This window comes from Streptomyces beihaiensis (assembly GCF_026274175.1).
GTDB lineage: Bacteria > Actinomycetota > Actinomycetes > Streptomycetales > Streptomycetaceae > Streptomyces > Streptomyces beihaiensis.
In genome coordinates this window covers 1-23,304 of record NZ_JAPHNL010000011.1, presented here as the reverse complement: position 1 = coordinate 23,304, position 23,304 = coordinate 1, and the positions used below count along the sequence as shown (strand labels likewise).

Annotated in this window: 22 protein-coding genes and 4 pseudogenes; 11 read left to right on the top strand and 15 right to left on the bottom strand. The window is 71.4% G+C overall.

From position 1 onward, the window contains the following. The 4 genes and pseudogenes from OFY01_RS02140 to OFY01_RS02125 all read left to right on the top strand — a co-directional run. A partial coding sequence (locus tag OFY01_RS02140) for an FGGY-family carbohydrate kinase (RefSeq protein ID WP_266595735.1) occupies nucleotides 1–376 on the top strand: 376 nt, incomplete at its 5' end. Between the two features lie 97 nt (nucleotides 377–473). Further along, nucleotides 474–1,242, top strand: a pseudogene (locus tag OFY01_RS02135) ((Fe-S)-binding protein). Next, the gene (locus tag OFY01_RS02130; RefSeq protein ID WP_266595733.1) at nucleotides 1,239–2,732 is read left to right on the top strand and encodes a lactate utilization protein B; all 1,494 of its coding nucleotides are present in this window, start codon (nucleotides 1,239–1,241) and stop codon (nucleotides 2,730–2,732) included. Before OFY01_RS02135 ends, OFY01_RS02130 begins: the two are co-directional and overlap by 4 nt. After that, nucleotides 2,729–3,382, top strand: coding sequence for a LutC/YkgG family protein (locus OFY01_RS02125; protein WP_266595732.1), 654 nt, complete (start codon nucleotides 2,729–2,731; stop codon nucleotides 3,380–3,382). The genes OFY01_RS02130 and OFY01_RS02125 overlap by 4 nt, the downstream gene beginning before the upstream one ends. A 45-nt stretch (nucleotides 3,383–3,427) precedes the next feature. Here OFY01_RS02125 and OFY01_RS02120 read toward each other — a convergent pair. Next, a pseudogene (locus OFY01_RS02120) lies at nucleotides 3,428–3,640 on the bottom strand (ABC transporter permease); the annotation flags it as partial. A 32-nt stretch (nucleotides 3,641–3,672) separates the two neighbouring features. After that, nucleotides 3,673–3,867: pseudogene (locus OFY01_RS02115) on the bottom strand (ABC transporter permease); the annotation flags it as partial. 108 nt (nucleotides 3,868–3,975) lie between these two features. On the opposite strand from OFY01_RS02115, the gene OFY01_RS02110 reads away from it, so the two are divergent. From OFY01_RS02110 to OFY01_RS02100, 3 genes are all read left to right on the top strand, one after another. Further along, nucleotides 3,976–4,941, top strand: a complete 966-nt coding sequence (locus OFY01_RS02110; protein WP_266595731.1) for a pirin family protein — start codon at nucleotides 3,976–3,978, stop codon at nucleotides 4,939–4,941. A 268-nt stretch (nucleotides 4,942–5,209) separates the two neighbouring features. Further along, the gene (locus tag OFY01_RS02105) at nucleotides 5,210–5,563 is read left to right on the top strand and encodes an HAD family hydrolase (protein WP_266595729.1); all 354 of its coding nucleotides are present in this window, start codon (nucleotides 5,210–5,212) and stop codon (nucleotides 5,561–5,563) included. 230 nt (nucleotides 5,564–5,793) lie between these two features. Beyond that, on the top strand, nucleotides 5,794–5,967 hold the full coding sequence (locus tag OFY01_RS02100) for a hypothetical protein (protein ID WP_407700263.1): 174 nt from the start codon (nucleotides 5,794–5,796) through the stop codon (nucleotides 5,965–5,967). Here the strand turns inward: OFY01_RS02100 and OFY01_RS02095 are convergent. Next, on the bottom strand, nucleotides 5,946–7,130 hold the full coding sequence (locus tag OFY01_RS02095) for a 4-hydroxybenzoate 3-monooxygenase (protein ID WP_266595727.1): 1,185 nt from the start codon (nucleotides 7,128–7,130) through the stop codon (nucleotides 5,946–5,948). The genes OFY01_RS02100 and OFY01_RS02095 overlap by 22 nt on opposite strands. Before the next feature lie 173 nt (nucleotides 7,131–7,303). On the opposite strand from OFY01_RS02095, the gene OFY01_RS02090 reads away from it, so the two are divergent. After that, nucleotides 7,304–8,068: an IclR family transcriptional regulator gene (locus tag OFY01_RS02090; RefSeq protein WP_266595725.1), complete on the top strand. Its 765-nt coding sequence runs from the start codon at nucleotides 7,304–7,306 to the stop codon at nucleotides 8,066–8,068. A gap of 16 nt (nucleotides 8,069–8,084) precedes the next feature. Here OFY01_RS02090 and OFY01_RS02085 read toward each other — a convergent pair whose 3' ends face one another. The 4 genes from OFY01_RS02085 to OFY01_RS02070 all read right to left on the bottom strand — a co-directional run bounded on the left by OFY01_RS02085 (nucleotide 8,085) and on the right by OFY01_RS02070 (nucleotide 14,267). Then, entirely contained in the window at nucleotides 8,085–9,743 is a 1,659-nt protein-coding gene (locus OFY01_RS02085) for a glycoside hydrolase family 27 protein (RefSeq protein WP_266595723.1), read from the bottom strand. A gap of 126 nt (nucleotides 9,744–9,869) precedes the next feature. Further along, nucleotides 9,870–11,339, bottom strand: a complete 1,470-nt coding sequence (locus OFY01_RS02080; RefSeq protein WP_266595721.1) for an endo-1,4-beta-xylanase — start codon at nucleotides 11,337–11,339, stop codon at nucleotides 9,870–9,872. A 20-nt stretch (nucleotides 11,340–11,359) separates the two neighbouring features. After that, the gene (locus OFY01_RS02075; RefSeq protein ID WP_266595719.1) at nucleotides 11,360–12,844 is read right to left on the bottom strand and encodes an arabinofuranosidase catalytic domain-containing protein; all 1,485 of its coding nucleotides are present in this window, start codon (nucleotides 12,842–12,844) and stop codon (nucleotides 11,360–11,362) included. A gap of 409 nt (nucleotides 12,845–13,253) precedes the next feature. After that, entirely contained in the window at nucleotides 13,254–14,267 is a 1,014-nt protein-coding gene (locus OFY01_RS02070) for a LacI family DNA-binding transcriptional regulator (RefSeq protein WP_266595717.1), read from the bottom strand. 322 nt (nucleotides 14,268–14,589) lie between these two features. Here OFY01_RS02070 and OFY01_RS02065 point away from each other — a divergent pair, with 322 nt between their 5' ends. Further along, the gene (locus OFY01_RS02065; protein ID WP_266595715.1) at nucleotides 14,590–15,555 is read left to right on the top strand and encodes a glycoside hydrolase family 6 protein; all 966 of its coding nucleotides are present in this window, start codon (nucleotides 14,590–14,592) and stop codon (nucleotides 15,553–15,555) included. 11 nt (nucleotides 15,556–15,566) lie between these two features. Then, nucleotides 15,567–16,874, top strand: coding sequence for a glycoside hydrolase family 6 protein (locus OFY01_RS02060; RefSeq protein ID WP_266595713.1), 1,308 nt, complete (start codon nucleotides 15,567–15,569; stop codon nucleotides 16,872–16,874). 145 nt (nucleotides 16,875–17,019) lie between these two features. Here OFY01_RS02060 and OFY01_RS02055 read toward each other — a convergent pair whose 3' ends face one another. Next, nucleotides 17,020–17,727, bottom strand: a complete 708-nt coding sequence (locus OFY01_RS02055; RefSeq protein ID WP_266595711.1) for an HhH-GDP family DNA glycosylase — start codon at nucleotides 17,725–17,727, stop codon at nucleotides 17,020–17,022. 106 nt (nucleotides 17,728–17,833) lie between these two features. On the opposite strand from OFY01_RS02055, the gene OFY01_RS02050 reads away from it, so the two are divergent. Beyond that, nucleotides 17,834–18,445 (top strand): DNA polymerase ligase N-terminal domain-containing protein, encoded by a 612-nt coding sequence (locus OFY01_RS02050; RefSeq protein WP_266595709.1) that lies wholly within the window; start codon nucleotides 17,834–17,836, stop codon nucleotides 18,443–18,445. Nucleotides 18,446–18,501: 56 nt separating this feature from the next. On the opposite strand, the gene OFY01_RS02045 is transcribed toward OFY01_RS02050, so the two are convergent. The 7 genes and pseudogenes from OFY01_RS02045 to OFY01_RS02015 all read right to left on the bottom strand — a co-directional run. Continuing rightward, nucleotides 18,502–18,786, bottom strand: coding sequence for a hypothetical protein (locus tag OFY01_RS02045; RefSeq protein WP_266595707.1), 285 nt, complete (start codon nucleotides 18,784–18,786; stop codon nucleotides 18,502–18,504). An 87-nt stretch (nucleotides 18,787–18,873) separates the two neighbouring features. Next, nucleotides 18,874–19,899, bottom strand: a complete 1,026-nt coding sequence (gene ligD, locus OFY01_RS02040; RefSeq protein ID WP_266595705.1) for a non-homologous end-joining DNA ligase — start codon at nucleotides 19,897–19,899, stop codon at nucleotides 18,874–18,876. After that, nucleotides 19,896–20,969: a non-homologous end-joining DNA ligase gene (gene ligD / locus OFY01_RS02035; protein ID WP_266595703.1), complete on the bottom strand. Its 1,074-nt coding sequence runs from the start codon at nucleotides 20,967–20,969 to the stop codon at nucleotides 19,896–19,898. Before ligD (OFY01_RS02035) ends, ligD (OFY01_RS02040) begins: the two co-directional genes overlap by 4 nt. Before the next feature lie 78 nt (nucleotides 20,970–21,047). Next, nucleotides 21,048–22,508: pseudogene (locus OFY01_RS02030) on the bottom strand (complex I subunit 5 family protein); the annotation flags it as partial. Beyond that, nucleotides 22,481–22,702 (bottom strand): monovalent cation/H(+) antiporter subunit G, encoded by a 222-nt coding sequence (locus OFY01_RS02025; protein ID WP_266595701.1) that lies wholly within the window; start codon nucleotides 22,700–22,702, stop codon nucleotides 22,481–22,483. The gene OFY01_RS02025 and the pseudogene OFY01_RS02030, both read right to left, overlap by 28 nt. 1 nt (nucleotide 22,703) lies before the next feature. After that, entirely contained in the window at nucleotides 22,704–22,991 is a 288-nt protein-coding gene (locus OFY01_RS02020; protein ID WP_266595699.1) for a monovalent cation/H+ antiporter complex subunit F, read from the bottom strand. An 8-nt stretch (nucleotides 22,992–22,999) separates the two neighbouring features. Then, the coding region (locus OFY01_RS02015) for a hypothetical protein (protein WP_266595697.1) at nucleotides 23,000–23,304 on the bottom strand (305 nt) is incomplete at its 5' end.

The window sequence follows — 23,304 nt, the reverse complement described above, 5'->3', positions numbered from 1 at the left end:
GCCCGAACCAGCTGCACCGCAGGTCAGGACGTTGCCGTACGCCCCAGAACCCCCAGACGAACATTTGGAAAGCGTGTCGGAGGCGGCCCGGCTCGCCGACCGTCCGGTCGATGTCGTCCACGTGGTCGGCGGCGGGGCCCGCAACGGCCTGCTGTGCCGACTGACCGCGGACGCGTGCGGCCTGCCGGTGGTGGCGGGTCCGCCGGAGGCGGCCGCGCTCGGCAATGTACTCGTGCAGGCGCGCGCCGGGGGGCTGCTCGGCGACCGCTGGGACATGCGCCGACTGGTCGCCCGGACACAGCCGTTACGGCGGTACGAGCCACGGGGTGACGGCAGGGCGTGGGCGGCGGCCGCCCGGCGCGTCGGGACACCGTGACCGGGCACCGCTCAGGACGTACGCTGCACCCGTCCGAAGATCCACCGATCCCTATGCCGAGCCGACCACCGACCGACCACCGACCGAAGGAGCCACGATGCGTGTCGCGCTCTTTCTCACCTGCATCAACGACACGCTGTATCCCGAGACCGGCCGTGCCGTGGTGAAGCTCCTGACCAGGCTGGGCGTGGACGTCGACTTCCCGGCCGCCCAGACGTGCTGCGGGCAGCCCCACTACAACACGGGCTACCGGCACGAGGCGGAGCCCGCGGCCCGCCACTACTCCGACGTGTTCGGCCCCGGTCTCGCCTCGGGTGATCACGACGCGATCGTCACGCCGTCCGGCTCGTGCGCGGCGATGGTGCGCGAGCTGTACCCGCGCACGGGCCGAGGGGCGCGGCGAAGGGCTGGCGGCGGCCGTGGCACCGGTGGTCCCGAAGACGTACGAGCTGACCGAGTTCCTGGTCGACGTGCTGAAGGTGACCGACGTCGGCGCGTACTACCCGCACACGGTCACGTACCACCCGACCTGTCACGGCCTGCGCTCGCTCGGCCTGGGCGAGCGGCCGTACGAACTCCTGCGGCACGTCAAGGGGCTGGAGCTGGTCGAGCTGCCGGGCGCGCGGGAGTGCTGCGGTTTCGGCGGCACGTTCGCCGTGAAGAACGCGGACGTGTCGGCGGCGATGGGCGCCGACAAGGTCCGGGCGGCCCAGTCGACCGGCGCCGATGTGCTGTGCGCCGCAGACAACTCGTGTCTCATGCACATCGGGGGCACGATGAGCCGCCTCGGAGTGGGCATGCGGCCCGTCCACATCGCACAGATCCTGGCGAGCACCGAAGAGGAAGAGGCGGAGGCCCGGTCATGAGCGGCACGTTCGTCGGGATGCCGGCCTTCCCGAAGGCCGCGCACGAGGCCGTGCGCAACACCACCTTGCGCGACAACCTGCGGCACGCCACCCACACCATCCGCGACAAGCGGGCCCGCGCGGTCGCGGAACTGGAGGACTGGGAGCGACTGCGGGAGGCGGGCCGCCGGATCAAGGACCACACGCTGCGTCATCTCGACCGTTATCTGGTCCAGTTGGAGGAATCGGTGACGGCGGCGGGCGGCACCGTTCACTGGGCGGCCGACGCCGACGAGGCCAACCGGATCGTGACGCGCCTCGTGGCGGAGACCGGCGAGTCGGAGGTCGTCAAGGTCAAGTCGATGGCCACCCAGGAGATCGGCCTCAACGAGGCCCTGGAAGCGGCGGGCATGCGCGCGTACGAGACGGACCTCGCCGAGCTGATCGTGCAGCTCGGCCACGACCGGCCCTCCCACATCCTGGTTCCGGCGATCCACCGCAACCGCGGCGAGATCCGGGACATCTTCCGTGCGCAGATGGGCAGTTGGGGGCGGCCCGCGCCGGACGGGCTGAGCGACACCCCCGCCGAGCTGGCCGAGGCGGCGCGCCTGCATCTGCGCGAGAAGTTCCTGCGAGCCAAGGTCGGCGTCTCCGGCGCGAACTTCATGGTGGCCCAGACCGGCACACTCGTCGTGGTCGAGTCGGAGGGCAACGGGCGCATGTGCCTGACTCTCCCGGAAACCCTGATCTCGGTCGTCGGCATCGAGAAGATCGTGCCGAGGTGGCAGGACCTCGAGGTGTTCCTGCAGACACTGCCCCGCTCGTCGACGGCCGAACGGATGAATCCGTACACGTCGATGTGGACCGGCACGGCCGACACCGATGGCCCTCGGACCTTCCACCTGGTGCTCCTCGACAACGGCCGCACCGACGCCCTCGCCGACGAGGTCGGCCGCCAGGCGCTGCGCTGCATCCGCTGCTCGGCGTGTCTGAACGTCTGCCCGGTGTACGAGCGGGCGGGCGGCCACGCGTACGGGTCGGTCTACCCGGGCCCGATCGGTGCGATCCTCAGCCCGCAACTGCGCGGCACGGCGAGCGAGATCGACGCGTCGCTGCCGTACGCGTCGTCGCTGTGCGGCGCCTGTTACGAGGTGTGCCCGGTCGCCATCGACATCCCTGAGGTGCTGGTGCATCTGCGGGAGCGGGTGGTGCAGGGCGGCGAGGTGACGCGGAATGGTGTGAAGGTGCGGCTGAGACCGGCGAGGGGACACGCGGCCGAGCGGGCCGCGATGCGGGCGACACGCTGGGCGTTCACCCACCCGGGTGTCCTCGCCGGCGGCCAGCGTCTGGCCTCGCGGACACGGCGCTTCCACCCGCGGTCGGCGCCGGGGCCCGGCCGGGCCTGGACGGCGACCCGGGATCTGCCCCGGGTGCCCGCGGAACCGTTTCGCGACTGGTGGCGGCGGACGGACGGCGGGAAGGCCGGGACCGGGAAGGGCGGCGCGAAGTGAGCGGCAGGGACGTGGTGCTCGGGCGGGTACGGCGGGCACTGGGTGGTCCGAGCGCGCCCCCGACGACGTACGACACGGACATCGACCGGGGCTATCTGCGCGAGCACGGCGAGCGGACCGTGGCGCAGACGGTGGAGCTGCTCGCTGAGAATCTGGCGGACTACCGGGCGGTCGTGCACCGGTGCACGCACACCGACGACGAGCTCGGCCTCCTCGTCATGCGACTGCTGGCGGAGCGCGGGGCGCGGACCGTGCTCGTACCGCCCGCGCTCCCCGCGCACTGGTTGTCCTCCGCCGGCCCGACACGCGTCCACGACCAGGCGGTGAGCACCGCACGGCAGCTCGACCGGGTCGACAGCGTCGTCACCGGCTGCGCCGTCGCCATCGCCGAGACCGGCACGATCGTCCTGGACGGCTCCGCCGACCAGGGCCGCCGCCGCATCACGCTCGTGCCGGACCACCACATCTGCGTGGTCCGGGTACCGGACCAGGTGGTGTCGTCGGTTCCGCAGGCCCTCTCCCGCCTCGATCCGACGCGCCCGCTCACCTGGATCTCGGGGCCCTCCGCGACCAGCGACATCGAGCTGGACCGGGTCGAGGGGGTGCACGGGCCGCGCACTCTGGAGGTGGTGCTGGTGAGCGAGGGCTGACGGGCGGCGTCGGGGTGTCCTGCCCCCGCCGCGGGGGCGCGGGGTGCGGCCTCCGCCCGACACGCCCGTCGACGGCGAGCGCCCGCCCCCGCCGAGATGGCCGAGGACGAGGGCGGCGGGGAGTGCGACGAGACAGCTGACGACCAGGCGCACGACGGTGAGGACGGGGTGTTGGACGAGCCGATGGCCGATGCCGTCGTGGCCCGACCAGCGCGCGGGGTCGGTGCGCCAGTGCCAGGAGTCGGTGCGGGTCGTCACGCGCGGCTCGCTCTCGTCCAGGGGGTGAGCAGCCGCCCGGCGCCGAGGATGAGCGGGTCGGCGACGGCGACGGCGACGGCGACGGCGACGGCGAGGGACGTGATCCGCAGTTGCTGCAGGACGGCGTCGAGGAGGATGTGTCTGCGCGTGCTGACGTACTCGCGGCAGATCCAGTCGTTGCGGGCGAGGCAGTCGTCCGGGGGCGAGCCGCTCGGTACGGCGGTCAGGTCGGGCGCTCCGCCATTCCGGTGGCAGCGGCCGCGCGCGGCACATGGTGATCGCCCGTACGGGCGGCGGGCCTGACGCCGCCTTCGGGCAGGGCTAGGTTGTGCGCCATGAGCAATCTCGATCGTGAGGCGTCGGTCTCGGTCTGCGGTGGGCGGGGCTTCGTCGTGGCGGAACCGGTCCGCGAGCTGTTGAGCCCGCGCCACGTGAAACTGGGCGAGTCCACCGAGGTGCGCCGCCTGCTGCCGAACCTGGGCCGCCGGATGGTGGGCGCCTGGGCGTTCGTCGACCACTACGGGCCCGACGACATCGCAGACGAGCCCGGCATGCAGGTGCCGCCGCACCCGCACATGGGTCTGCAGACGGTGAGCTGGCTGCACGAGGGCGAGGTGCTGCACCGCGACAGCACGGGCAGCCTGCAGACCATCCGGCCGGGTGAGCTGGGGCTGATGACGTCGGGCCGGGCCATCTCCCACTCCGAGGAGAGCCCGAAGTCCCACGCCCGCTACCTGCACGGCGCCCAGCTGTGGGTGGCCCTGCCCGACGGCCACCGCCACACGGACCCGCACTTCGAACACCACGCGACGCTGCCGACGGTGACGGCCCCCGGCCTGACGGCCACGCTCCTGCTCGGCACGCTGGACGGCGCGACCTCTCCCGGCACGACGTACTCCCCCGTCGTCGGCGCCGATCTGGCCCTCACGCGCGGTGCGGACGTCCGTGTGCCGCTGGACCCGGACTTCGAGTACGCCGTGCTGTCCATGTCGGGCGACGCGGAGGTCGACGGCGTCCGGGTCCTGCCGGGCTCGATGCTCTACCTGGGCTGCGGCCGCACCGAACTCCCCCTGCGCGCGGACTCGGACGCGGGCTTGATGCTGTTGGGCGGGGAGCCGTTCGAGGAGGAGCTGGTGATGTGGTGGAACTTCATCGGCAGATCGCAGGAGGACATCGCTCAGGCCCGTGCGGACTGGATGAACGGGTCGCGATTCGGGGAGGTGAAGGGGTACGACGGAAGTCCGCTGGCCGCACCGGAGTTGCCGCCGGTTCCGCTCAAACCCCGAGGCAGGGTGCGCTGACCGGCCCCTTCTTCGCATTCTTCGCCCGACCGCGCGCGGTCGGGCGAAGGAGGCGCTCACCTCGCCAGGCTCTCGCGAACAGCCCACCACCGACCAGATGGACGCTTTCCTCACGGTGGGCTGCTCGGGGACGAACATGCCGCAGAGCGTGCCGGCTGTCTCTTGGACGGGGTGTTCGCCCACCCCGCCGGGACGGAGTGACCCGCCCCGGACGGCGGCCCGGCCGCCCTGGCAGGAGATCCCCTCAGGGGAGAACGGAGCTTCGATCATGCCCGCGAACCGCCCTTCGGTGCTGCTCTTCGACATGAACGAGACCCTCAACGACCTGGCGCCCCTGCGTACCCGCTTCGAGGAAGCCGGGGCGCCCGCCGGCCTGATGCCGCTGTGGTTCGCCGGAATCCTCCGCGACGGATTCGCGCTCACCGCCGCCGGCGGGCCCGCGGACTTCGCCCTCCTGGCCCGCGACGGCTTGCGCCGGCTGCTGGCCGACAGGCTCGCTCCCGCGGCCCTGGACGACGCGACGCGCCATGTCGTGGACGGGTTCGCGGAGCTGGACGTGCACCGCGATGTCGCCGAAAGGGTGCGGGCGCTGCGCGCGGCCGGGCACCGGCTGGTGACGTGATCGGCGGGGGAACCGCCGGGCTGGTCGTGTGCGGCTTCTGACACAGAGGATTACCGAGGACCAGGTGTCCGGGAGGCCATCCGGGCAGGGGAACGGCCACTTCGACACGGTGCGCGCGGGCGGCTGCCTTCACCTGGTCCTCGGTGGTCGCCACGATCGCGCGGGGCTTCGTTCAGGCTGAGCAGGCGTCACGACTGTTCGAGAGGCCAGGGCAAGGCCACCCGAACCATGTGTTCCGGTGGGGCTTCGACGGCGTGACACCCACCTGGCGGGACGGGGTCGTCACACTGGAGCGCCTCCACGGGCACGGCTCCGCGCCGCACGCCTTCGCCTTCACCTTCACCTTCCGCGAATCGTTCACCCCCGACGGGCGCCGGGAAGGTCAGGACGGCCAGCCGGTGTAGCCCTCCGCGAGGTACGTCGAGGCGGCCCTCGATGTGGCGACGGACGTCAGTTCGCCGACCTGGCGCCGTACGTCGAAGCCGCTCGCGTCCGGGAGCCGGTGGAGCATCGTGGTCATCCAGTAGGAGAAGTGCTGGGCCTTCCACACGCGTTGGAGCGCGCGCTCCACGTATCGCTCCAGTGCGTCGGCGTCGCCGTGGCGCAGGTGGAGTTCGAGTTGCTCGGCGAGGACGCGGACGTCGGCGAGGGCGAGGTTGAGTCCCTTGGCTCCGGTCGGCGGCACCGTGTGCGCGGCGTCGCCCGCCAGGACGAGGGCGCCGTGGCGCATCGTCTCCTGGACGAAACTGCGGAAGGGCAGCACCGTCTTGGACATGATGGGGCCCTCCTTGAGGGTGTAACCGTTCGCGCGCACCCGCTGTTGGAGCTCTTCCCAGATCCTGGCGTCGGACCAGTCGGTGACGTTCTCGGCCGGGTCGCACTGGAAGTACATCCGTTGGACGGACTCGGTGCGCCGGCTGATCAGCGCGAAGCCGCGGTCGGAGTGGTTGTAGATCAGTTCCTCGGAGCTGGGCGGCGCCTGGCACAGGATCCCGAACCAGGCGTAGGGGTAAGCGCGGAAGTACTGGCGGCGCTCGGCCTCCGGGACCGCCGAGCGGCAGATGCCGCGCGAGCCGTCGCAGCCGACCAGGACGCGCGCCCCGACCTCGTGGGGGCGGCCGTCCGCGTCGGTGAACCGCATCAGCGGCCGGTCGGTGACGATGTCGGCGACCGACACGTCGCCGACACCGAACCGGACGTCGCCGCCGTCACGTGCGCGGGCGTCGGCGAGGTCCGTGAACACGTCGGTCTGCGGGTAGAGCTGGACACTCGCGCCGACCAGGGACGGGAAGTCGATCCGGTGACCGGCGCCCCCGAACGCGAGGTCAATGCCGGCGTGTCGGCGGCCGTCGCGCAGGACACGGTCGCCGACGCCGGATTCGGTGAGCAGTCGCACGCTGTCCTGTTCGAGGATTCCGGCGCGGTGAGTGGTTTCGATCTCGCGGCGGGTGCGGATGTCGATGACGACGGAGCCGATGCCCGCCCTGTGCAGGAGGTGGGCGAGCATGAGACCGGCCGGGCCGCCGCCCACGATGGCGACGTCGGTGCTGGTCCGGGTGACGTTCATCAGTCTCCTTGGCGGGCTCGTCGGCTGTGTCGCGGGCGGACGCGAAGCCGAAGGCGGGCGACGGGGGCGCGCCGCGGTGCACCGCGTGGTGCGGTCGCCGTGAGCGCGGTCACACGCTAGGGCCAGGGCCGGATGCCAGCTATAGGCTGCTTCCGCTCAGTGAAAGGGTCACCATGGCCGGTAACACCTCCACGCCGGGCTCGACGGTCCTCTCGCGCGGCCTGGCGCTGCTGTTCGCCTTCGACGACACGCACCGACGCCTCACGCTCTCCGAACTGGCCCGACGCGCCGGCCTCCCCCTGCCGACCGCGCACCGGCTGGTGGGCGAGCTCGTCGCGGGCGGCGCCCTCGTGCGCCGTCCCGGTGGCCAGTACGTCATCGCCCGCCGTCTGTGGCAGGTCGGACTGCTGGCGCCCGCCGAGACGGGACTGCGTGAGCTCGCGGCGCCGTTCATGAACGACCTGCACGCCGCCACGCGAGCCACCGTCCACCTCGCCGTCCGCGAGCAGTCCCACGTCCTGTACCTCGAACGGCTCTCGGGTCGCGCCTCCGTCCCCGTGGCCAGCGCGGTCGGCGCCCGGCTTCCCCTGCACGCCACGGGCGTCGGCAAGGTCCTCCTCGCCCACGCCCCTGACGACGTCGTCACGGACACGCTCGGCAGGCTGAGCCGTGCGACAGCGCACACCGTCACCCAGCCCGCCCGCATCCGCGAACAGCTCGAACGCGTCCGCCGCGACGGCTACGCCACGACCGTCGAGGAGATGACCCTCGGCGCCTGCTCGGTCGCCGTCCCGATCACCACGGGCGGCCGGGTCGTCGCCGCGCTCGGCATGGTCGTCCCGTCCCTCGAACGCGACCGCACCCGACTCGTCGTGGCCCTCCAGGTCGCCGCGCAAGGCGTCCGCCGCTCACTGGACGGGCTCGGTCCCGGGCCGTGACCCGGCCCGACCGCCCTCATCCCAGTTTCCACTGCTGGTTGCTGCCGCCGTTGCAGGTCCACAGTTCCGCGAGGGTTCCGTCGGCGGTGGCGGCTCCGGTGACATCCAGGCACAGGCCGGACTGGACGCCGGTGACGGTGCCGTCGGAGTTCAGCTTCCACTGCTGGTTGGTCTGGCCGTTGCACGGCCAGATCTCCACCTTCGTGCCGGGCGAGGTCTGGTTGTCGTAGGCGTCCAGGCACATCCGATCGCTGCCCGAGTAGACGGTGAGCTGGTCGGACGTGGAGTGCGTCCATGTCTGGTTGGCCCCGCCGGAGCAGCCCCAGATCTCCACCTGGGTCCCCGCTGTCGTGGTGGAGTTCGGGACGTCCAGGCACTTGCCCGCGCCCACCGCGTGCAGCTCGCCGCTCACGTCGGTGCCGCCGCCGCTGGTGCCGCCCGCCACCCGGTACATGACCGTGCCGTGGGCCGGTACCGAGGCGCTGATCGTGCCCGAGGTGGTCGAGGACGCCCCCGACCACAGGTCGGTGAGGGCGTAACTGGACGCGCCGGTCTTCCCGATCGCGGCCGCGGTGGTGCTGATGGTCGCCGTCGAGCCCGTCTCGTTGAACAGGGCCACCGACACGTCACCGTCGGCCAGCGGCTTGGCGAGCACGTCGAGGCCGCCCGAGGACGACACCATGGTGCCCTGCTTGCCCAGGGAGTCCTGGTCGACCGCGATCACCCGGGAGTTGGTCAAAGTGGCCAAGGTGTCGGAACTGGCCGAGGTGACGTTGGTGCCCGCGATCAGCGGCGCGGCCATCTCCGCCCACAGACTGAACTCGCTGCGGCTCTCGGTGGCCGTCAGCGAGCCGTTGCCGACCTCCAGCATGTCGGGGTCGTTCCAGTGGCCGGGGCCGGCGTACGAGGCGAGGCCCACATTGCTGTGGAAGATCGACAGCATGCTGGAGAAGCTCGCGTTGATGTCGCCTGTGGTGCGCCAGCTGTTGCCCACGTCCGCGCCCCAGGTCCACACGTTCTCCTGGCCCCAGTTGCACAGGCTGAACAGGATCGGGCGGCCGGTGGCCGCCAGGGCGTCCCGCATCGTGGTGTACCGGGTCCGCGCGGGCACCCCGGTGTTGTTGCAGTTGTCGTACTTGAGGTAGTCCACGCCCCACGACGCGAACGACCGTGCGTCCGTGGTCTCGTGCCCCAGGCTGCCCGGGTAGCCCGCGCACGTCGCGGTGCCCGCGTCCTCGTAGATTCCCAGCTTCAGCCCCAGCGAGTGCACGTAGTCGGCGGTGCCCTTGATGCCGTCGGGGAACTTGGCTGGATCGGGCACAAGGTGTCCGCCGGAGTCGCGGTTGTGGGTCATCCAGCAGTCGTCGATGTTGACGTACGAGTAGCCCGCGGCCTGCATGCCGTTGGTGTGCATCGCCCGCGCGGTGGACTTGATCAGTGACTCGGAGACGTCGCAGCCGTACGCGTTCCAGTCGTTGAAGCCCATCTGCGGGGTCAGGGCGAGCCCGTTGCCGAGCGCCGCGGCGGGCTGCGCCGCGCCAGGAGACAGGAGGGGGGCGGCCACGGCGAGGAGCACGGCCGCGAAGGCGAGTGCCAGTGCCCGGCGAAGGGACGGGAACACGGGTGGTGAGGTGAGCGATCGCAGGCGGTCAAGTCTCGCGGTGCTCAGGGGCATGAGGGAGCCACTCCTTGGTCGAGTCGGTCGAGTCGGTGGAACTGACGCGCAGTCCGCCGTTCCCGAGGGTCATCGGGTCGCCGGACTGCGCCGTGCCGGTTGTCCTTGGTCCGGGCCGCGATCACCTCACCGCAGGTACCAGTGCTGGTTGGCGGCGCCGCTGGAGTCCCAGACCTGCACGTAGGTGCCGTTGGCGGTCTGTCCGGCGGGAAGATCGAGCGCACGGCCGGAGGCGACGTTGATCAAGGTGTACGAGCCGTCGCTGTTCCGGGTCGCCCGCCAGTGCTGGTTCGCACCGCCGTTGGCGTCCCAGATCTCCATCCGTGTGCCGTTGCCGGTCTGCCCCCCGGGTTCGTCCAGGGCCCGGCCACTGCCGATGTTCGTCAGTGTGTACGAGCCGTCGCTGTTCTCGGTCGCCCGCCACTGCTGGTTCGCGGCGGTGCCGTTGGCGTCCCAGACCTGCAGTCGGGTACCGTTCGCCGTCTGTCCCGCGGGCACGTCGAGCACCCGTCCGGCGGCGGCGCTGCTCACCGAGTACACCGTGCCCGAGACGATGCCGCCGCCCGAGCTTCCCCCGCCGCCGCCCAGGGCGGTCAGGACGGCGTCGTAGGCGGGCTTCTTGTTCCCGTACGCGTCGAACAGCAGCGGACTGTCCTGCGACCGCCACGAGTCGCTGTCCCTGATCCCCCACACGGTGATGCCGGTGCAGCGGGCGACGTTCATGCACGCCCGAACGGTGTTGGCGTAGTTGGTCGGCGACGCCTGGGCGATGTCGAGTTCGGTGATCTGTACGTCGACGCCGAGGGCCGCGAAGTTGGCCAGGGTGGTCTGGAAACTGGCGGGCGGCCCGCCGGTGCCGAAGTGGCTCTGGAAGCCCACGCAGTCGATGGGTACACCGCGCGACTTGAAGTCGCGGACCATGTTGTAGACACCCTGTGTCTTGGCGTCGCTCCAGTTCTCGATGTTGTAGTCGTTGTAGCAGAGCTTGGCGGAGGGATCGGCGGCTCGTGCGGTGCGGAACGCCTCCTCGATGTAGCCGTTGCCGAGCACGTTCTGGAACACGTCGCCGCGGTGCCGGCCGGTTCCGTCGGCGAACGCCTCGTTGACCACGTCCCAGGCGTAGATCCTGCCCTTGTAGTGGTTCATCTCCGTGGTGATGTGGTTGTCCATCACGCTGCGCAGCGTGTTCGGGTCCGTGATGGAGCTGACCCAGCCGGGCAGTTGGGAGTGCCAGACCAGGGTGTGGCCGCGCATCCGCTGCCCGTGGGCGGCGGCGTGGTTGACGATCTGGTCGGCCGGGCCGAAGTTGAAGTTGCCGCGGGACGGTTCGGTGGTGTCCCACTTCATCTCGTTCTCCGGGGTGATCATGTTGAATTCCCGGTCGAGAATCGTGGAGTACGTGGAGTCGCCGAGCCTTCCGGCGGCCACCGCGGTGCCGAAGTAGCGGCCGCTGTCGGCTGCGGCCGTGCCCAGCGTGCCGGACGCCGCGTGTGCGGCGGGTGCCGCCGTTCCGGCCAGGGCCAGGACCAGGCCGGCCGTCAGGCCGACGGCCGAGGCCAGCGCTCTGCGCGGGTAGGGATCATGGAACCAGGACATCGAGGGTCTCCTCTCCGGGGTCAGTTGAGGCTCCACTGCTGGTTGGATCCGCCGTTGCACGGCCAGAGCTCGACCGGTGCCCCGTCGGCCGTGGAGGCGCCGGTCACGTCGAGGCAGAGCCCGGACTGGACGCCGGTGACGGTGCCGTCGGAGTTCAGCCGCCACTGCTGGTTGGTCTGGCCGTTGCACGGCCACGTCTCCACTTTGGTACCGGCGGAGGTCTGGTTGTCGTACGCGTCCAGACACATCTGGCTGCTGCCGCTGTATACGGTCAACTGGCCGGACGCCGTGTGGGTCCAGGTCTGGTTGACGGCGCCGCTGCAGCCCCAGATCTGCAGTTGCGTACCGGCCGTGGTGGACGAGCCCGGCACGTCCAGGCACTTGCCCGCGCCCACCGCGTGGAGCGCGCCGGTGCCCGTCGTGCTCGGGGCGTTGCTGTATCCGGCCGCGGTGATGTTGGCCTGGACCGCGTTCTCGGTGGCGTCCGAGGGGTAGCCGGAGGTCATGACGCCCTCGTAGAAGGTTCCTTGGGCACCCTTGCTGTTGTCTCCGCCGGTGCCCAGGATGATGGCGCCCTGCTTGCGCATCGGGTTGTAGCCGGAGACGTTGGGCCGCGGCCCGTCGTAGAAGGTGGACAGGCCGCCGGACTGCGCGTTGCCGCCACGGATCGCCCAGTGGTCGGGGCCGCCCTTGACGATGGCGGTCGTGTACCGGTGGTTGATCGTCGGGTCGTTGGCGTTGTAACCGGCGTTGACTCCGGAGTACAGGCCGTTCTCCAGGTCGGCCATGATCCACGGGCCGTTGCCCGTGCCGTAGCCCCAGACCTTGATGTTGCCGAAGTAGATGGCCTCCATGGTGCCGTTGCCGTCGTCGTTGCTGTCCGTCTCGGCGTTGCCGTAGTCGAAGCAGCAGCCGCCGTTGTAGTGCGTACCGTCGAAGATCGCGTACATGCCCTCGGGGTCGTCCCCGGTCGCGATGCCGTTGGTGTGGTTGTCGCGGTACCCGGTGCCGGGCGCGACGAAGACGCCGTACGCCTTGTGGCCGCCCACCACGGTGGGCGCGGCGGTCGCGTTGGCGAGGTTGTCGGGGCCGCCGGCGGCGCCGCCCGCCGGAGCCTGGGTGAGGTTGTTGCCGCGTCCCGACTGGTCGTAGATGACCGTGATCAGGCAGGTCGTCCCGGAGCAGAACGAGTCCTGGGCGGCGGCGTCGGCGTATCCGCCCGCGCTCAGGACACCGATGTCGCGGGTGGCGTTGTCCGAGGCGCGCCGCACTTGGTAGAGCGGGCCGTCGTACGAGGCGTACAGCGCGCGCGTGGTGCTGTGCGCGGCCACACAGGGTGTGCCGCCCGCCTGGTAGATGTCGCACGGGCCTGTCGTGGCGGCCCCGGCCGTACCGGCCGCTGTCGTGGCGCCGACCACAGCTCCCGCCAGGAGCGCGGCCGCCGCGAGGAGCCGTCGTATACGACCGCCTCCGGACGGCGGCCGGCGGCGATGTCTTGTGCGCATGGTTCTCATCTGATCTCCCCTACGTGTCGGCGCGGCCCGGGTGGACGGGGCGCGGGCGCCGACGGACCGAAGCACGTGCGGTGCTGTGTGTGGGCAGTGAGATTGCAGTGAGGTTTCGGGGGGAGACGGTCCTCCCGGCCCGACGGGAGTGTCAAGCGTTCAACAGCCGTGCCGCAAAGGTTGTCGCGGAATCGATTCGACGGCTGAATTCCGCCGGTCGGACTCTGTTCGCATGCTCGAACAGTACTGACGGGGCGACAGACAGCGGGCAACGCGCGTAGCCCCAGCGTGTCGGGGCCCGCCCCATCTCACGACCCGCACCTGGCCCCTCACGCCGGCCCGCCGTGACGGCTCGCCGGAAAGCGGCGGTCGAACCGGTTCGACGCCGTGTCGCGTCCGCGGTGCGGACTCAGGCGCTGGAGCGGGTGACCAGGCGGGTGGGCAGGATCAGCGGGGTGGGGTCCTGCCCGTCGACGATCGCCACGAGCATCCGTGCCATCTCCCGCCCCAGAGCCGCTATGGGCTGATGGACGGTGGTGAGCGGCGGGTCGGTGACGCCGGCCACGGCAAGGTCGTCGAACCCTACGACGGCGACGTCGGCGGGGACCGTGCGACCGGCCTCCCGCAGGGCGCGCACCGCCCCCGCTCCCATGTTGTCGTTGGCGGCGAACACTCCGTCCACCTCGGGGTAGTTCGCCAGCAGCCCAGTCATGGCGGCGGCGCCTCCCGGCTCGGTGAAGTCCGCCTCCCACGGTGGGTACGGGGCGAGACCGGCCGCCAGCACGGCGTCCCGGTAGCCGCGGTACCGGGCACGCCCGGCCTCGGTGTCCAACCGCCCGCAGATCGTGGCCACATGGGTCCGGCCGCGCGAGATCAGGTACTCGGTGACCTCACGCGCTCCCCCGACATTGTCGACGTCCACGTACCACCGGGGCGCGGGGCCGACCGGGCGGCCGCCGAACACGACCGGCATCCGGGCCTCCTCGGCCGTGCGGACCAGCGGATCGTCCTCGCGCAGCGCCATCAGCATGACGCCGTCGACTCCCTGCGACCGGAAGAGGTCCTCCACGCGTTTGCGGCCCCGCTCCGAGGCGGCCAGACACAGCATCAGATGCAGGTCCGCCTCCTCCAGCGCGGCCGACGCGCCCACGATCACCTGGGCGAAGAACGGGTCCGCGAAGATCGAGGGATCCTCTCCGGCGACGACGAGGGCGGCCGCTCCCGTCTGGCGGGTGGCCAGCGCGCGTGCGGTCGGATTGCGTACGTATCCGAGCTGCCGGACGGCCCGTTCGACGGCCTCGCGTTTGGCGCGGCTGACGTGCGGGGCGTTGTTGAGGACGCGGGAGGCCACCGAGCGGGAGACTCCGGCGTGCTCGGCCACCTCGTCGAGCGTGGACTGTCGACGCGACACACCATCAACCATGAACTCCTGCGCCTCTCCCCCGGTTTCACCTCAACCGAAAGAGTCCCGGCCGGTCCCGGCCTGGAAGCGCTCCCAGTTTTCCCGGACTCTAGAGGCCGATGCCCTGTCCTGTGAAGTGCGGCTTCCGCGGCGGCACTTGACAGGTGCACCACGACACCACACCATACCGACCAATCCCAGAGGTTCTCCGCTCTCTTTGGGAGCGCTTCCGGTGGGAGCGCTCCCAATCCGTATGGCCCACCACCGCAGTCACTTCCTCAGCACGCCGCGCGTTCGGGACGAGAACGCACGGCGGATCCCCACCAGGAACCGAGGTACCGTCATGCGCCGCAGACTCTGCGCCCTGCTGGCAGCGTTCAGCGCTCTGCCACTGGCACTCGCCCTCGCACCGGCCGCCCACGCCGCCGACCCGACCACCATGACCAGCGGGTTCTACGTGGACCCGAACTCCAGCGCGAAGCGGTGGGTGGCCGCCAACCCCGGCGACGGCCGCGCTCCGGCGATCGAATCCGCCATCGCCGACACGCCGATGGCGCACTGGTTCGGCTCATGGAGCGGCACGATCGGCACCGCCACGGGCGCCTACGTGGGCGCGGCGGCCTACCAGCACAAGCTGCCCCTCCTCGTCGCGTACAACATCTACAAGCGCGACTACTGCGGCGGCCAGTCCTCCGGCGGAGCCTCCTCGCCGTCCGCCTACGCGAACTGGATCGCCCAGTTCGCCGGCGGTATCGCCGACCGCCCGGCCGTAGTCCTCCTCGAACCGGACTCGCTCGCCGACTACGACTGCATGAACCAGGCCCAGATCGACCAACGCGAGAGCATGATCACCGGCGCCCTCACCCAGTTCAACCGTCAGGCCCCCAACACCTGGGTCTACCTGGACGCGGGCAACCCGCACTGGGTGAGCGCGGCGGCCATGGCCCAGCGCCTGAACGCGGCCGGACTGCGACAGGCCCACGGCTTCTCGCTCAACATCTCCAACTACTTCACGACCGCCGACAACATCGCCTACGGCAACGCCGTCAACAGCGAACTCAGCGCCCGCTACGGCTACACCAAGCCGTTCGTCGTGGACACCAGCCGCAACGGCAACGGCTCCGACGGCCAGTGGTGCAATCCTCCGGGCCGCCGCATCGGCACCCCGACGCAGCGGGGCGGCGGCGCCGAGATGCTCCTGTGGATCAAGACCCCGGGCGAGTCCGACGGCGACTGCGGCGTCGGAGCGGGCTCCTCGGCCGGGCAGTTCCTCCCCGAGGCCGCCTACAAGATGATCTACGGCTACTGAGGAGCGGCCCCATGAATCCACGCACCCTTCGACACCGCGCGGCCGCCCTCGTCGCGGCGCTCACCGCCTGCGCCGCCCTCACCACGACGCAGGCGCAGGCGGCCCCGGCATCCACGCGGGACGCGATCACCCCGGGCACGCAGTTCTACGTCGATCCGCACAGCAAGGCCACGAAGCAGGCGTTCGTCGACCTCCGCGACGGCGACATCGAGGACGCCCTCAACATGGCCAGGCTCGCGAGCTGGCCGCAGGCCCAGTGGTTCACCAAGGGCACACCCCACGAGGTGCGCCTGAAGGTGAAGAGGCTCGTCCGCCGGGCGCGGGCCGTCGACCGGACCCCCGTCCTCGTCGCCTACGACATACCCGGCCGGGACTGCTCGCAGTACTCCAGCGGCGGAGCCTCGTCCTCCGCCGCCTACCGCCGGTGGATCGACGCCTTCGCCGCCGGAATCGGCGACGCCCCGGCGGCGGTTGTCGTCGAACCCGACGGCCTGGCCAACCTCCCCAAGGACTGCGGACCGACCACCGACCCGACCGGCGACCTCACGGCCGCCCGCGTGGCCGACCTCGCGTACGCCGTGAAGACCCTCAAGGCCCGGCCCCGAACCGCGGTCTACCTGGACGCGGGCAACGTCCAGTGGCGCTCCGTCGGCGACATCGCCCAGCGGCTGCTGCGAGCCGGGGTCCAGTACGGCGACGGCTTCTCCCTGAACGTGTCCAACTACCTGCCCACCTCGCACAACGCCCGCTACGGCACCTGGATCGCCAAGTGCCTCTGGTTCGCCACCAAGGGCCCACAGGCGGCGCGCGGCCACACCGACTGGTGCGCCGGCCAGTACTACTCGTCCGCCGCGCCCAACGACGGCGCCCCCGGCGACGCGGTCTCCCCCACGGATCCCACCACCTGGCGATGGACCGACGCCTGGTACGACCAGAACGTGGGAACCCCACCGAGCGACGAGCTGCGCCACTTCGTGATCGACACCAGCCGCAACGGCCGGGGCGCCTGGGCCCCGGCGCCGGGCAAGTACAGCGGTGACCCGGAGGTCTGGTGCAACCCGCCCGGCCGCGGCCTCGGACCGCGCCCCAGCGCCGACACCGGCGTCCCCCTCGTCGACGCCTACCTGTGGATCAAGACCCCAGGTGAGTCCGACGGCAGCTGCACGCGCAACACGGGGGGCACGATCGACCCCGAGTACGGCATCGTCGACCCGCCCGCCGGTGCCTGGTGGCCCGACCAGGCCCACGCGCTGGCCCGCGACGCGGTGCCGCGCCTGGTCGCGAACTCCTTCCGCCCCGCGCACGACCGGGGCGCGTGAGAGCACGCACGAGCCGATACCGATGCCACACGTCGAAGCGCCCCTGGCCGACTGCTCACGCGGCGGTCGGCCGGGGGGTGCGGCGTCGGCGACGTCCTGGCGGCCTCGGAAGACTTCTCGGTCATCCGCGCCCCTGGCGGTGCCCTCACGTGCCGGCGGCGGCCAGCACCTCTTCGGCCAGCGGTTTGTCGAGCGCCGCGTGGACCAGACCGTCCGCGAGGCGGGGCAGGTCACGCCCGCTGACGTAGCCGCTCAGTTTCCCGGGCGAGTCGGGAAGGCCGAGCCGTCGGGCGCCGTCCAGGGCCTTGCCGTCGATGTACGGCGCGAACTCCGGCCACACGCCCTGGACGTCCCGCAGGAAGATGTCGGCTCCGACGGGTCCGATGCCGGGGATGTCCTGCAACGCCTTCTTCGGGTCGGCCCCCTCACGCAGTCGGCGCAGGTCGCCGTCGTAGCGTTCCAGGAGCAGCTCGGCGCCCTTCCCTAGCATCGTGGCAGTCCGCTCGTCGTAGCGGCGGTAGCCGCCCTCGCCGAGTGCGTCGACCCGTTGCTGCCAGGTGGCGTCCGCCATGGACCGGGCGTCGCGCATTCCGGCGTCGAAGAGCGCCGTGGCCGCGGCCACGGCGATCGAGCCCTTGATACGAGCGCTGAGAAGGACCGCCAGGACGAGCGTCTGGTAGAGCGGCGCGGGGGTGTTGCGCAACCGGATGCCGGCCTGCGCCGCGTAGGTGCGTTCCTGGCGTTCGAGCAGCGCGCGTACGACGGCCTTGTCGGGCGTCTTCGTCGACTTCTCCGTCGACTTCTCCGTCGAGTTCTTCGTCGAGTTCTTCGTCTTCGTCGCCTTTGTCGTCATGTCGTGTCACCCGTTTCGTCCTGGGTCTTCGTCGAGTACCCCGCCCCGTCCTGGCGATGCGATCGCTCGGCCGTTTGCCGCCCCTGGCCGGGGGAACCCGCGCGGCATGGCCGGTGACAGTTCGTTGAAGACCTACCGGGGAAAGCGCAGGCCTGGCCGCACGCCGGAGCCGATGGGCGGTGCGTCGCACAAGGGCGGGAAGCGCCGTTTCGTGATCCAGGAGCATTCCGCCACGGCGCTTCACTACGACTTCCGCCTGGAGGCCGGTGGCGTACTCACATCGTGGGCCGTGCCCAAGGGGCCGTCCACCGACCCCCGGGTCAAGCGCCTCGCGGTGCGGACGGAGGACCATCCGGTCGACTACCTCGACTTCGAGGGGACCATCCCGGCGGGCGAGTACGGCGCGGGCGAGGTCATCGTCTGGGACACCGGCACGTACCGCAACCTGGCCGAGCGCGAGGGCCGGAAGGTGCCCGTGGCCAAGGGAGTGAGCGACGGCCACGTCAAGGTGTGGCTGGAGGGCGAGAAGCTGCGGGGGGCCTATGCGCTGACCCGGACCGGCCGGGACGGTGACCGGGAGCGCTGGATCATGATCAAGCTGTCCGACGAGGGGGCGGACGCCCGCCGCAACCCGGTGAGCACCGAGCCCGCCTCCGTGCTCAGCGGCCGCACCGTGGACGAGCTCGCGGCGGACGGCCAGCACGAAGAGACGTCCTGACCGCCCGGCCGCGTGGCGGACTCGCCCCGGTACAGGCCGCTCAGTGCAGGTCGGGCTCAGTGCAGGTCGGGCGGGGTCGAGGCGACCGTCCTGCGGGTGCCCGTGCGGCGGTGATGGCGGTGGTGATGCTGGGTGGCCCGGTGCGTCATGAGGGCGATGCCCAGGCAGAACAGGAGCGCCAGCGCGAGCCCGGAGCAGAAGAGTCCGAGCGGGCTGAGGGTGGCGATGTGGTTGCCGAGCATCGTGACGGAGTAGTCCACGCCGCCGGAGAGGTTGTCGGCGATCGCCAGACCGGTGAAGGCGCCGGTCGCCGCGAGGAGGAGCAGTCCGAGGTATCGCATTTCCGTTCATCTCCTGTCGCCTCATGTCTCGTATGAGGTCGTCTCGTATGAGGTCGTCTGTCGGGGTCGGCTGTGAGGTCGTCCGACTCAGGTGACGGCGTCGTCCCTGACGAGGTCGTCGAGGCGCCGCCGCGCGCCCGAGAGGGAGCGACGGCAGTCGCTCAGTCCCTTCCAGGGGTCGCCGTCCTTGTCGAGTCGTCCGGGCAGGGTGCGCAGCGTCCACCGCCGTGGGGTCAGGTCGCGGTCGTCGAGTTCGGCCCAGTCCAGCGGTGTGGCCACGGGGGCGTGCGGCCGGGCACGTACCGCGTAGGGGGCCACCGAGGTCTGGGCGTAGGCGTTGCGCTGGGTGTCCAGGTAGAGGCGGCCGCGCCGCTTGTTCTTGCGCGGCTCGGTGGTCAGCCGGTCGCTGTGGCGGCCGGCCAGCACGTCGGCCACGCGCCGGGCGAACTGCCGCGCGGTGTCGAAGTCCGTGTGCCGGTCGAGCAGTACGACGAGGTGCAGACCGCGTGAGCCGGTGGTCATCAGCGCCGGACGAAGCCCCAGTTCGGTGAGCAGGTCGCCCAGGGCGCGGGCGCTCCACCGCACGGTCTCGAAGCCGTCCTCGCTCTCGCCCTCGCCCGGAGGGTCCAGGTCGAAGACGAGCCGGTCGGGGCAGTCCAGGCGGTCGGCGAGGCTGAGCCAGGGATGCGGCGTGATGCAGGCCTGGTTGGCGAGGTAGACGAGGGTGGCCTTGTCGTCGCAGACGGCCATGGTGAGGCTGCCGCCCTCCTTGGGCACCCGGACGGTGCGGATCCACTCGGGGAAGTAGCCGGAAACATCCTTGTGGAAGAAGGACTTGCCCTCGTAGCCGTCCGGGTAGCGCTCCATCACGAGCGGCCGGTCCTTGAGGTGGGTGAGCATCGGGCGGGCCACGGTCCGGTAGTAGTCGACCAGTTCGGCCTTGGCGATGCCGTCGCCCGGGAAGAGCTCCTTGTCGGGACGGGAGAGTGCCACGCGCCGGTCGCCGACCCGGATCTTGTCCCTCGTCCCGGCACGGCTGCTCGAACGACTGCCGGTACGGCTGGTCGCACCGGTCCTCGTACGGTTGCTGCGGCTGCCTGTCCGGGTGGTCATCGGTTCTCCCTGGTTCCGTCCGGTTCCGTCCGGTTCTCCCTCGCCCTGTCTCCGGGCCGCTCACGCACCACGGCCTTTGCGGGTTTGTCGCCGCGCAGGGCGATGAAGCGGGGGTGGCGCAGCTTTCCGTCGTCGGTCCACTCCGTGAAGGCGATCTCCGCGACGAGCTCCGGCCGCGTCCAGTGGGTTCCGCGCGCCCTGGGGGTCTGCGCGAAGGGGCAGTCGTCCTGCGCCAGGTCGTCCATGCGGGCGCGCAGATCGGCGAGGGTTGTGCGGTTGTAGCCGGTACCGACCTTGCCCGCGTACACGAGCCGTCGTCCCTCGTAGTGGCCGACCAGCAACGCGCCGAAGCCGGTGCGGCTGCCCTCGGGGTCGGTGTACCCGCCGATGACCAGCTCCTGGCGCCGGGAGCACTTGAACTTCAGCCACTTCGTCGAGCGCCGGTGCTCGTAGCGGCTGTCCGCGCGTTTGGCGATGACACCCTCCCAGCCCCGTTCGCACGCCTGGCTCAAGTACTCCTCGCCCACGGTGTTGCGGTGCGGTGTGAAGCGCAGCGGCCCGGAGAAGTCCAGGGCGCGGCGCAGCAGCGCCTTGCGGGTGCGCAGCGGCAGCCCGGTCACATCGTGTCCGGCCAGGTAGAGCAGATCGAAGACGTAGTACGTCACCGCCACCTGGCGTGCCCGTGCCAGGGCGCGGCGGCGGTCGTGGATGCCGCTGCGTTGCTGCAGCCGGGCGAAGCTGGTCCTGGAGCCGTCGAAGGCGACCATCTCGCCGTCCACGACGAAGTCGTCGCAGTCCTGGCGGGCCAGCGCGTCCGTGATCTCCGGGTAGGTGTCACCGAGCTTCTGGCCGCTGCGCGAGAGCAGCCCGGCCCGCGTCCCGTCGCGGAACGCGAGGCAGCGCACCCCGTCGAGCTTCCGCTCGAAGATCCAGCCAGGGTCGGAGAAGTAGCGCTCCGTCAGCGTGGCCAGCATCGGTGTGGGGCTCTCGGGCCGGGCTGTGCGCCGCAGCGCCGTCCGTTCCTCGGGCGGCACGGTGTCGAACAGGTCCGTCGTCGCGGATGCGGGCATCCCTGTCTCCCCCTTCCTCGGGAAGGGCAGTGCGTCCTCCGGGTTCCCGTGGAACGCGCACACATGCGTTGCGAGCCGTCACAGCGTCGGTGCCGTCATGACGACGAGCAGCCACGTGACGTAGTCGCCGAGATGCCCGGAGTGCAGGCGGCGCAGCGGGACGATGACGCGCCGCCCCACCGCGTGCGCGGCGGCGCCGAGGCGGGCGACGACCGGTGACCGCAGCGCGGGGCCCCACACGGCGCCCGCCGCGAGAAACAGCGCCAGGGCGACCGAGGCGAAGGCGAGGTACAGCCCCTGCGCGGTCCATCCGGTGTCCGGAACGGGCGTCCGCGGCGGCGCCGTGCGGCCCAGGACCGCGGCCGCGTAGGCGGTGCGGTCGGTGAACTGGCGTGCCGCGAGAGCCAGTGACCTGCCGACGGCGGGTACGAGGCCGACGGTCAGCGCGCCGCAGAGCAGGACGGCCGGCACCACGAGCATCGGGACCGGGATGCGGCGCCGCGGATCGCGGATCTCGGGTTCTTCCCCGCTGCCGGTGATCTCAAGGCCCTTGTACCGCTCGCGCGGCCGGGGTCCGGCTCCGGCGAAGATCCGGGCGGTGGCGCGCAGTACGGCCGCCCCGGTGGTGGCCGACACCAGGACGAACACGGCGGGCAGCCAGCCGAACAGTTCCTCGCCGGCGTGCTCGGTGACGGCCTTGCCAAGGCCCGTGCCGAAGGGCGGAAGCCCGGCGAGCGCGAGGCCGCCGAGCGTGAACAGCAGGCCGACCAGCGGCAGGTCGCGGCCGCGCCGGTACAGACCGTGTTCGTCGACGGAGCCGTACCGGTCGAGCAGCACGCCCGTCGTGGCGAACAGGGCCGCCTTGACGCCGGCGTGCGCGAGGACGTAGAGCGCCACTCCGGCGACGCCCGCGGGGGTGAGCAGCGCCGCCCCGGTGAGGAAGAGACCTACGTGGCCGACGGTGGAGTAGGCGAGCATGCGCTTGAGGTGCCGCTGCTGCCAGCACATCACCGCGCCGACCACGGCGGTGAGCACGCCCGCGGTGACGAGCGCGAGGCGCAGGTGGGTGTGGGTGATGCCGTGCGGTCCTGAGAAGACCAGCCAGTACACGCGCAGCGTGCCGTAGACGGCCAGTTCGACCATGACGCCGGACAGCAGCATGCACACGGGTGTCGGCGCGACGGCATGGGCGTCGGGCAGCCAGAAGTGGAACGGGACCACGGCGGCTTTGACCAACAGGCCCGTCACGACCAGGACGAACGCTACGCCGAGCAGCGCGTCGGGCCGGTGTCCGGCGAGCTGGGCGCCGAGCTGGGCCAGGCCGAGTTCGCCGGTGCGGGCGTAGAGCATTCCGATGCCGAGGAGCGAGCAGTACGCGCCGAGCGAGTTGATGACGCCGAAGACCAGGGCGCCCTGCACGGGGCGCGGGTCCTCGACGCGGTAGCCGGTGAGCGCGTAGGCGACCGCGCCCATCAGTTCGAAGAAGACGAACGCGTCGAACAGGTCGCCGGTCAGCGCGAACCCGCACATCCCCGCTTCACGGCGGCCCGGCCCGGACCCGAGGCGACGGCCGCGGCCAGGGCGACGAGCGGCACGCCGAGGGAGGAGGCCGGGGCGAGAGCGTGCAGCCGCTGGTAGGGTCGCGGCAGCGCCACGAGGCAGACCGCCGACAGCACCAGCACGCCGGTGCCCGCGAACAGCAGGGCGAGCACGCACAGGTGACGGATCGTCATGTCACGTCTCCCCGTGCGAGGCGGTGTCGGAGGCTTCGGCGGCGTCGAGCGAGCGGGCGCCGAGGAAGCGGGCGAACACGAGGGTTCCGGCCGGTCCGAGGAGCGCCAGGACGAGCGCGAGGTCGACGAGAAAGCTGCGGCCGAAGCCCTGCGCGATGAGCAGGAAGACCGCGGTGACCAGGGTGTTCGCCAGGCTGAGTCCGGCGAGCCGTTCGTGTGCCGATCCCCTGCTCACCGCCCACAGGCACGGCGCCGTCGCGAGGGTCAGCAGGGCCGCGGTAGCCGACATCCAGGCGTTCACCGTCGCCGCCCCCTCACGAGCAGCCGCTCCAGTCGTGTCCGGTCGCCGGTCGCGACGTGGGCGACGACCGTCTGCCGTCCGCCGGACTCGCGCGGGTCGATGTCGACGACGTACATGCCAGGCGTGGACGACAGGACGGCGCAGGCCCAGGCGGCGCCCGAACCGGTCGCGAGGTCCAGCCTCTTCAGCTCGCCGTCGGCGGGACGGCGGCGCAGCGCGTCCGCCGTGAGCGCGCAGAGCCGACCCAGGTCGACGGCGACCGCGCCCGGCAGCGCAAGGAGCGCGGCGCACCACCTGCGCG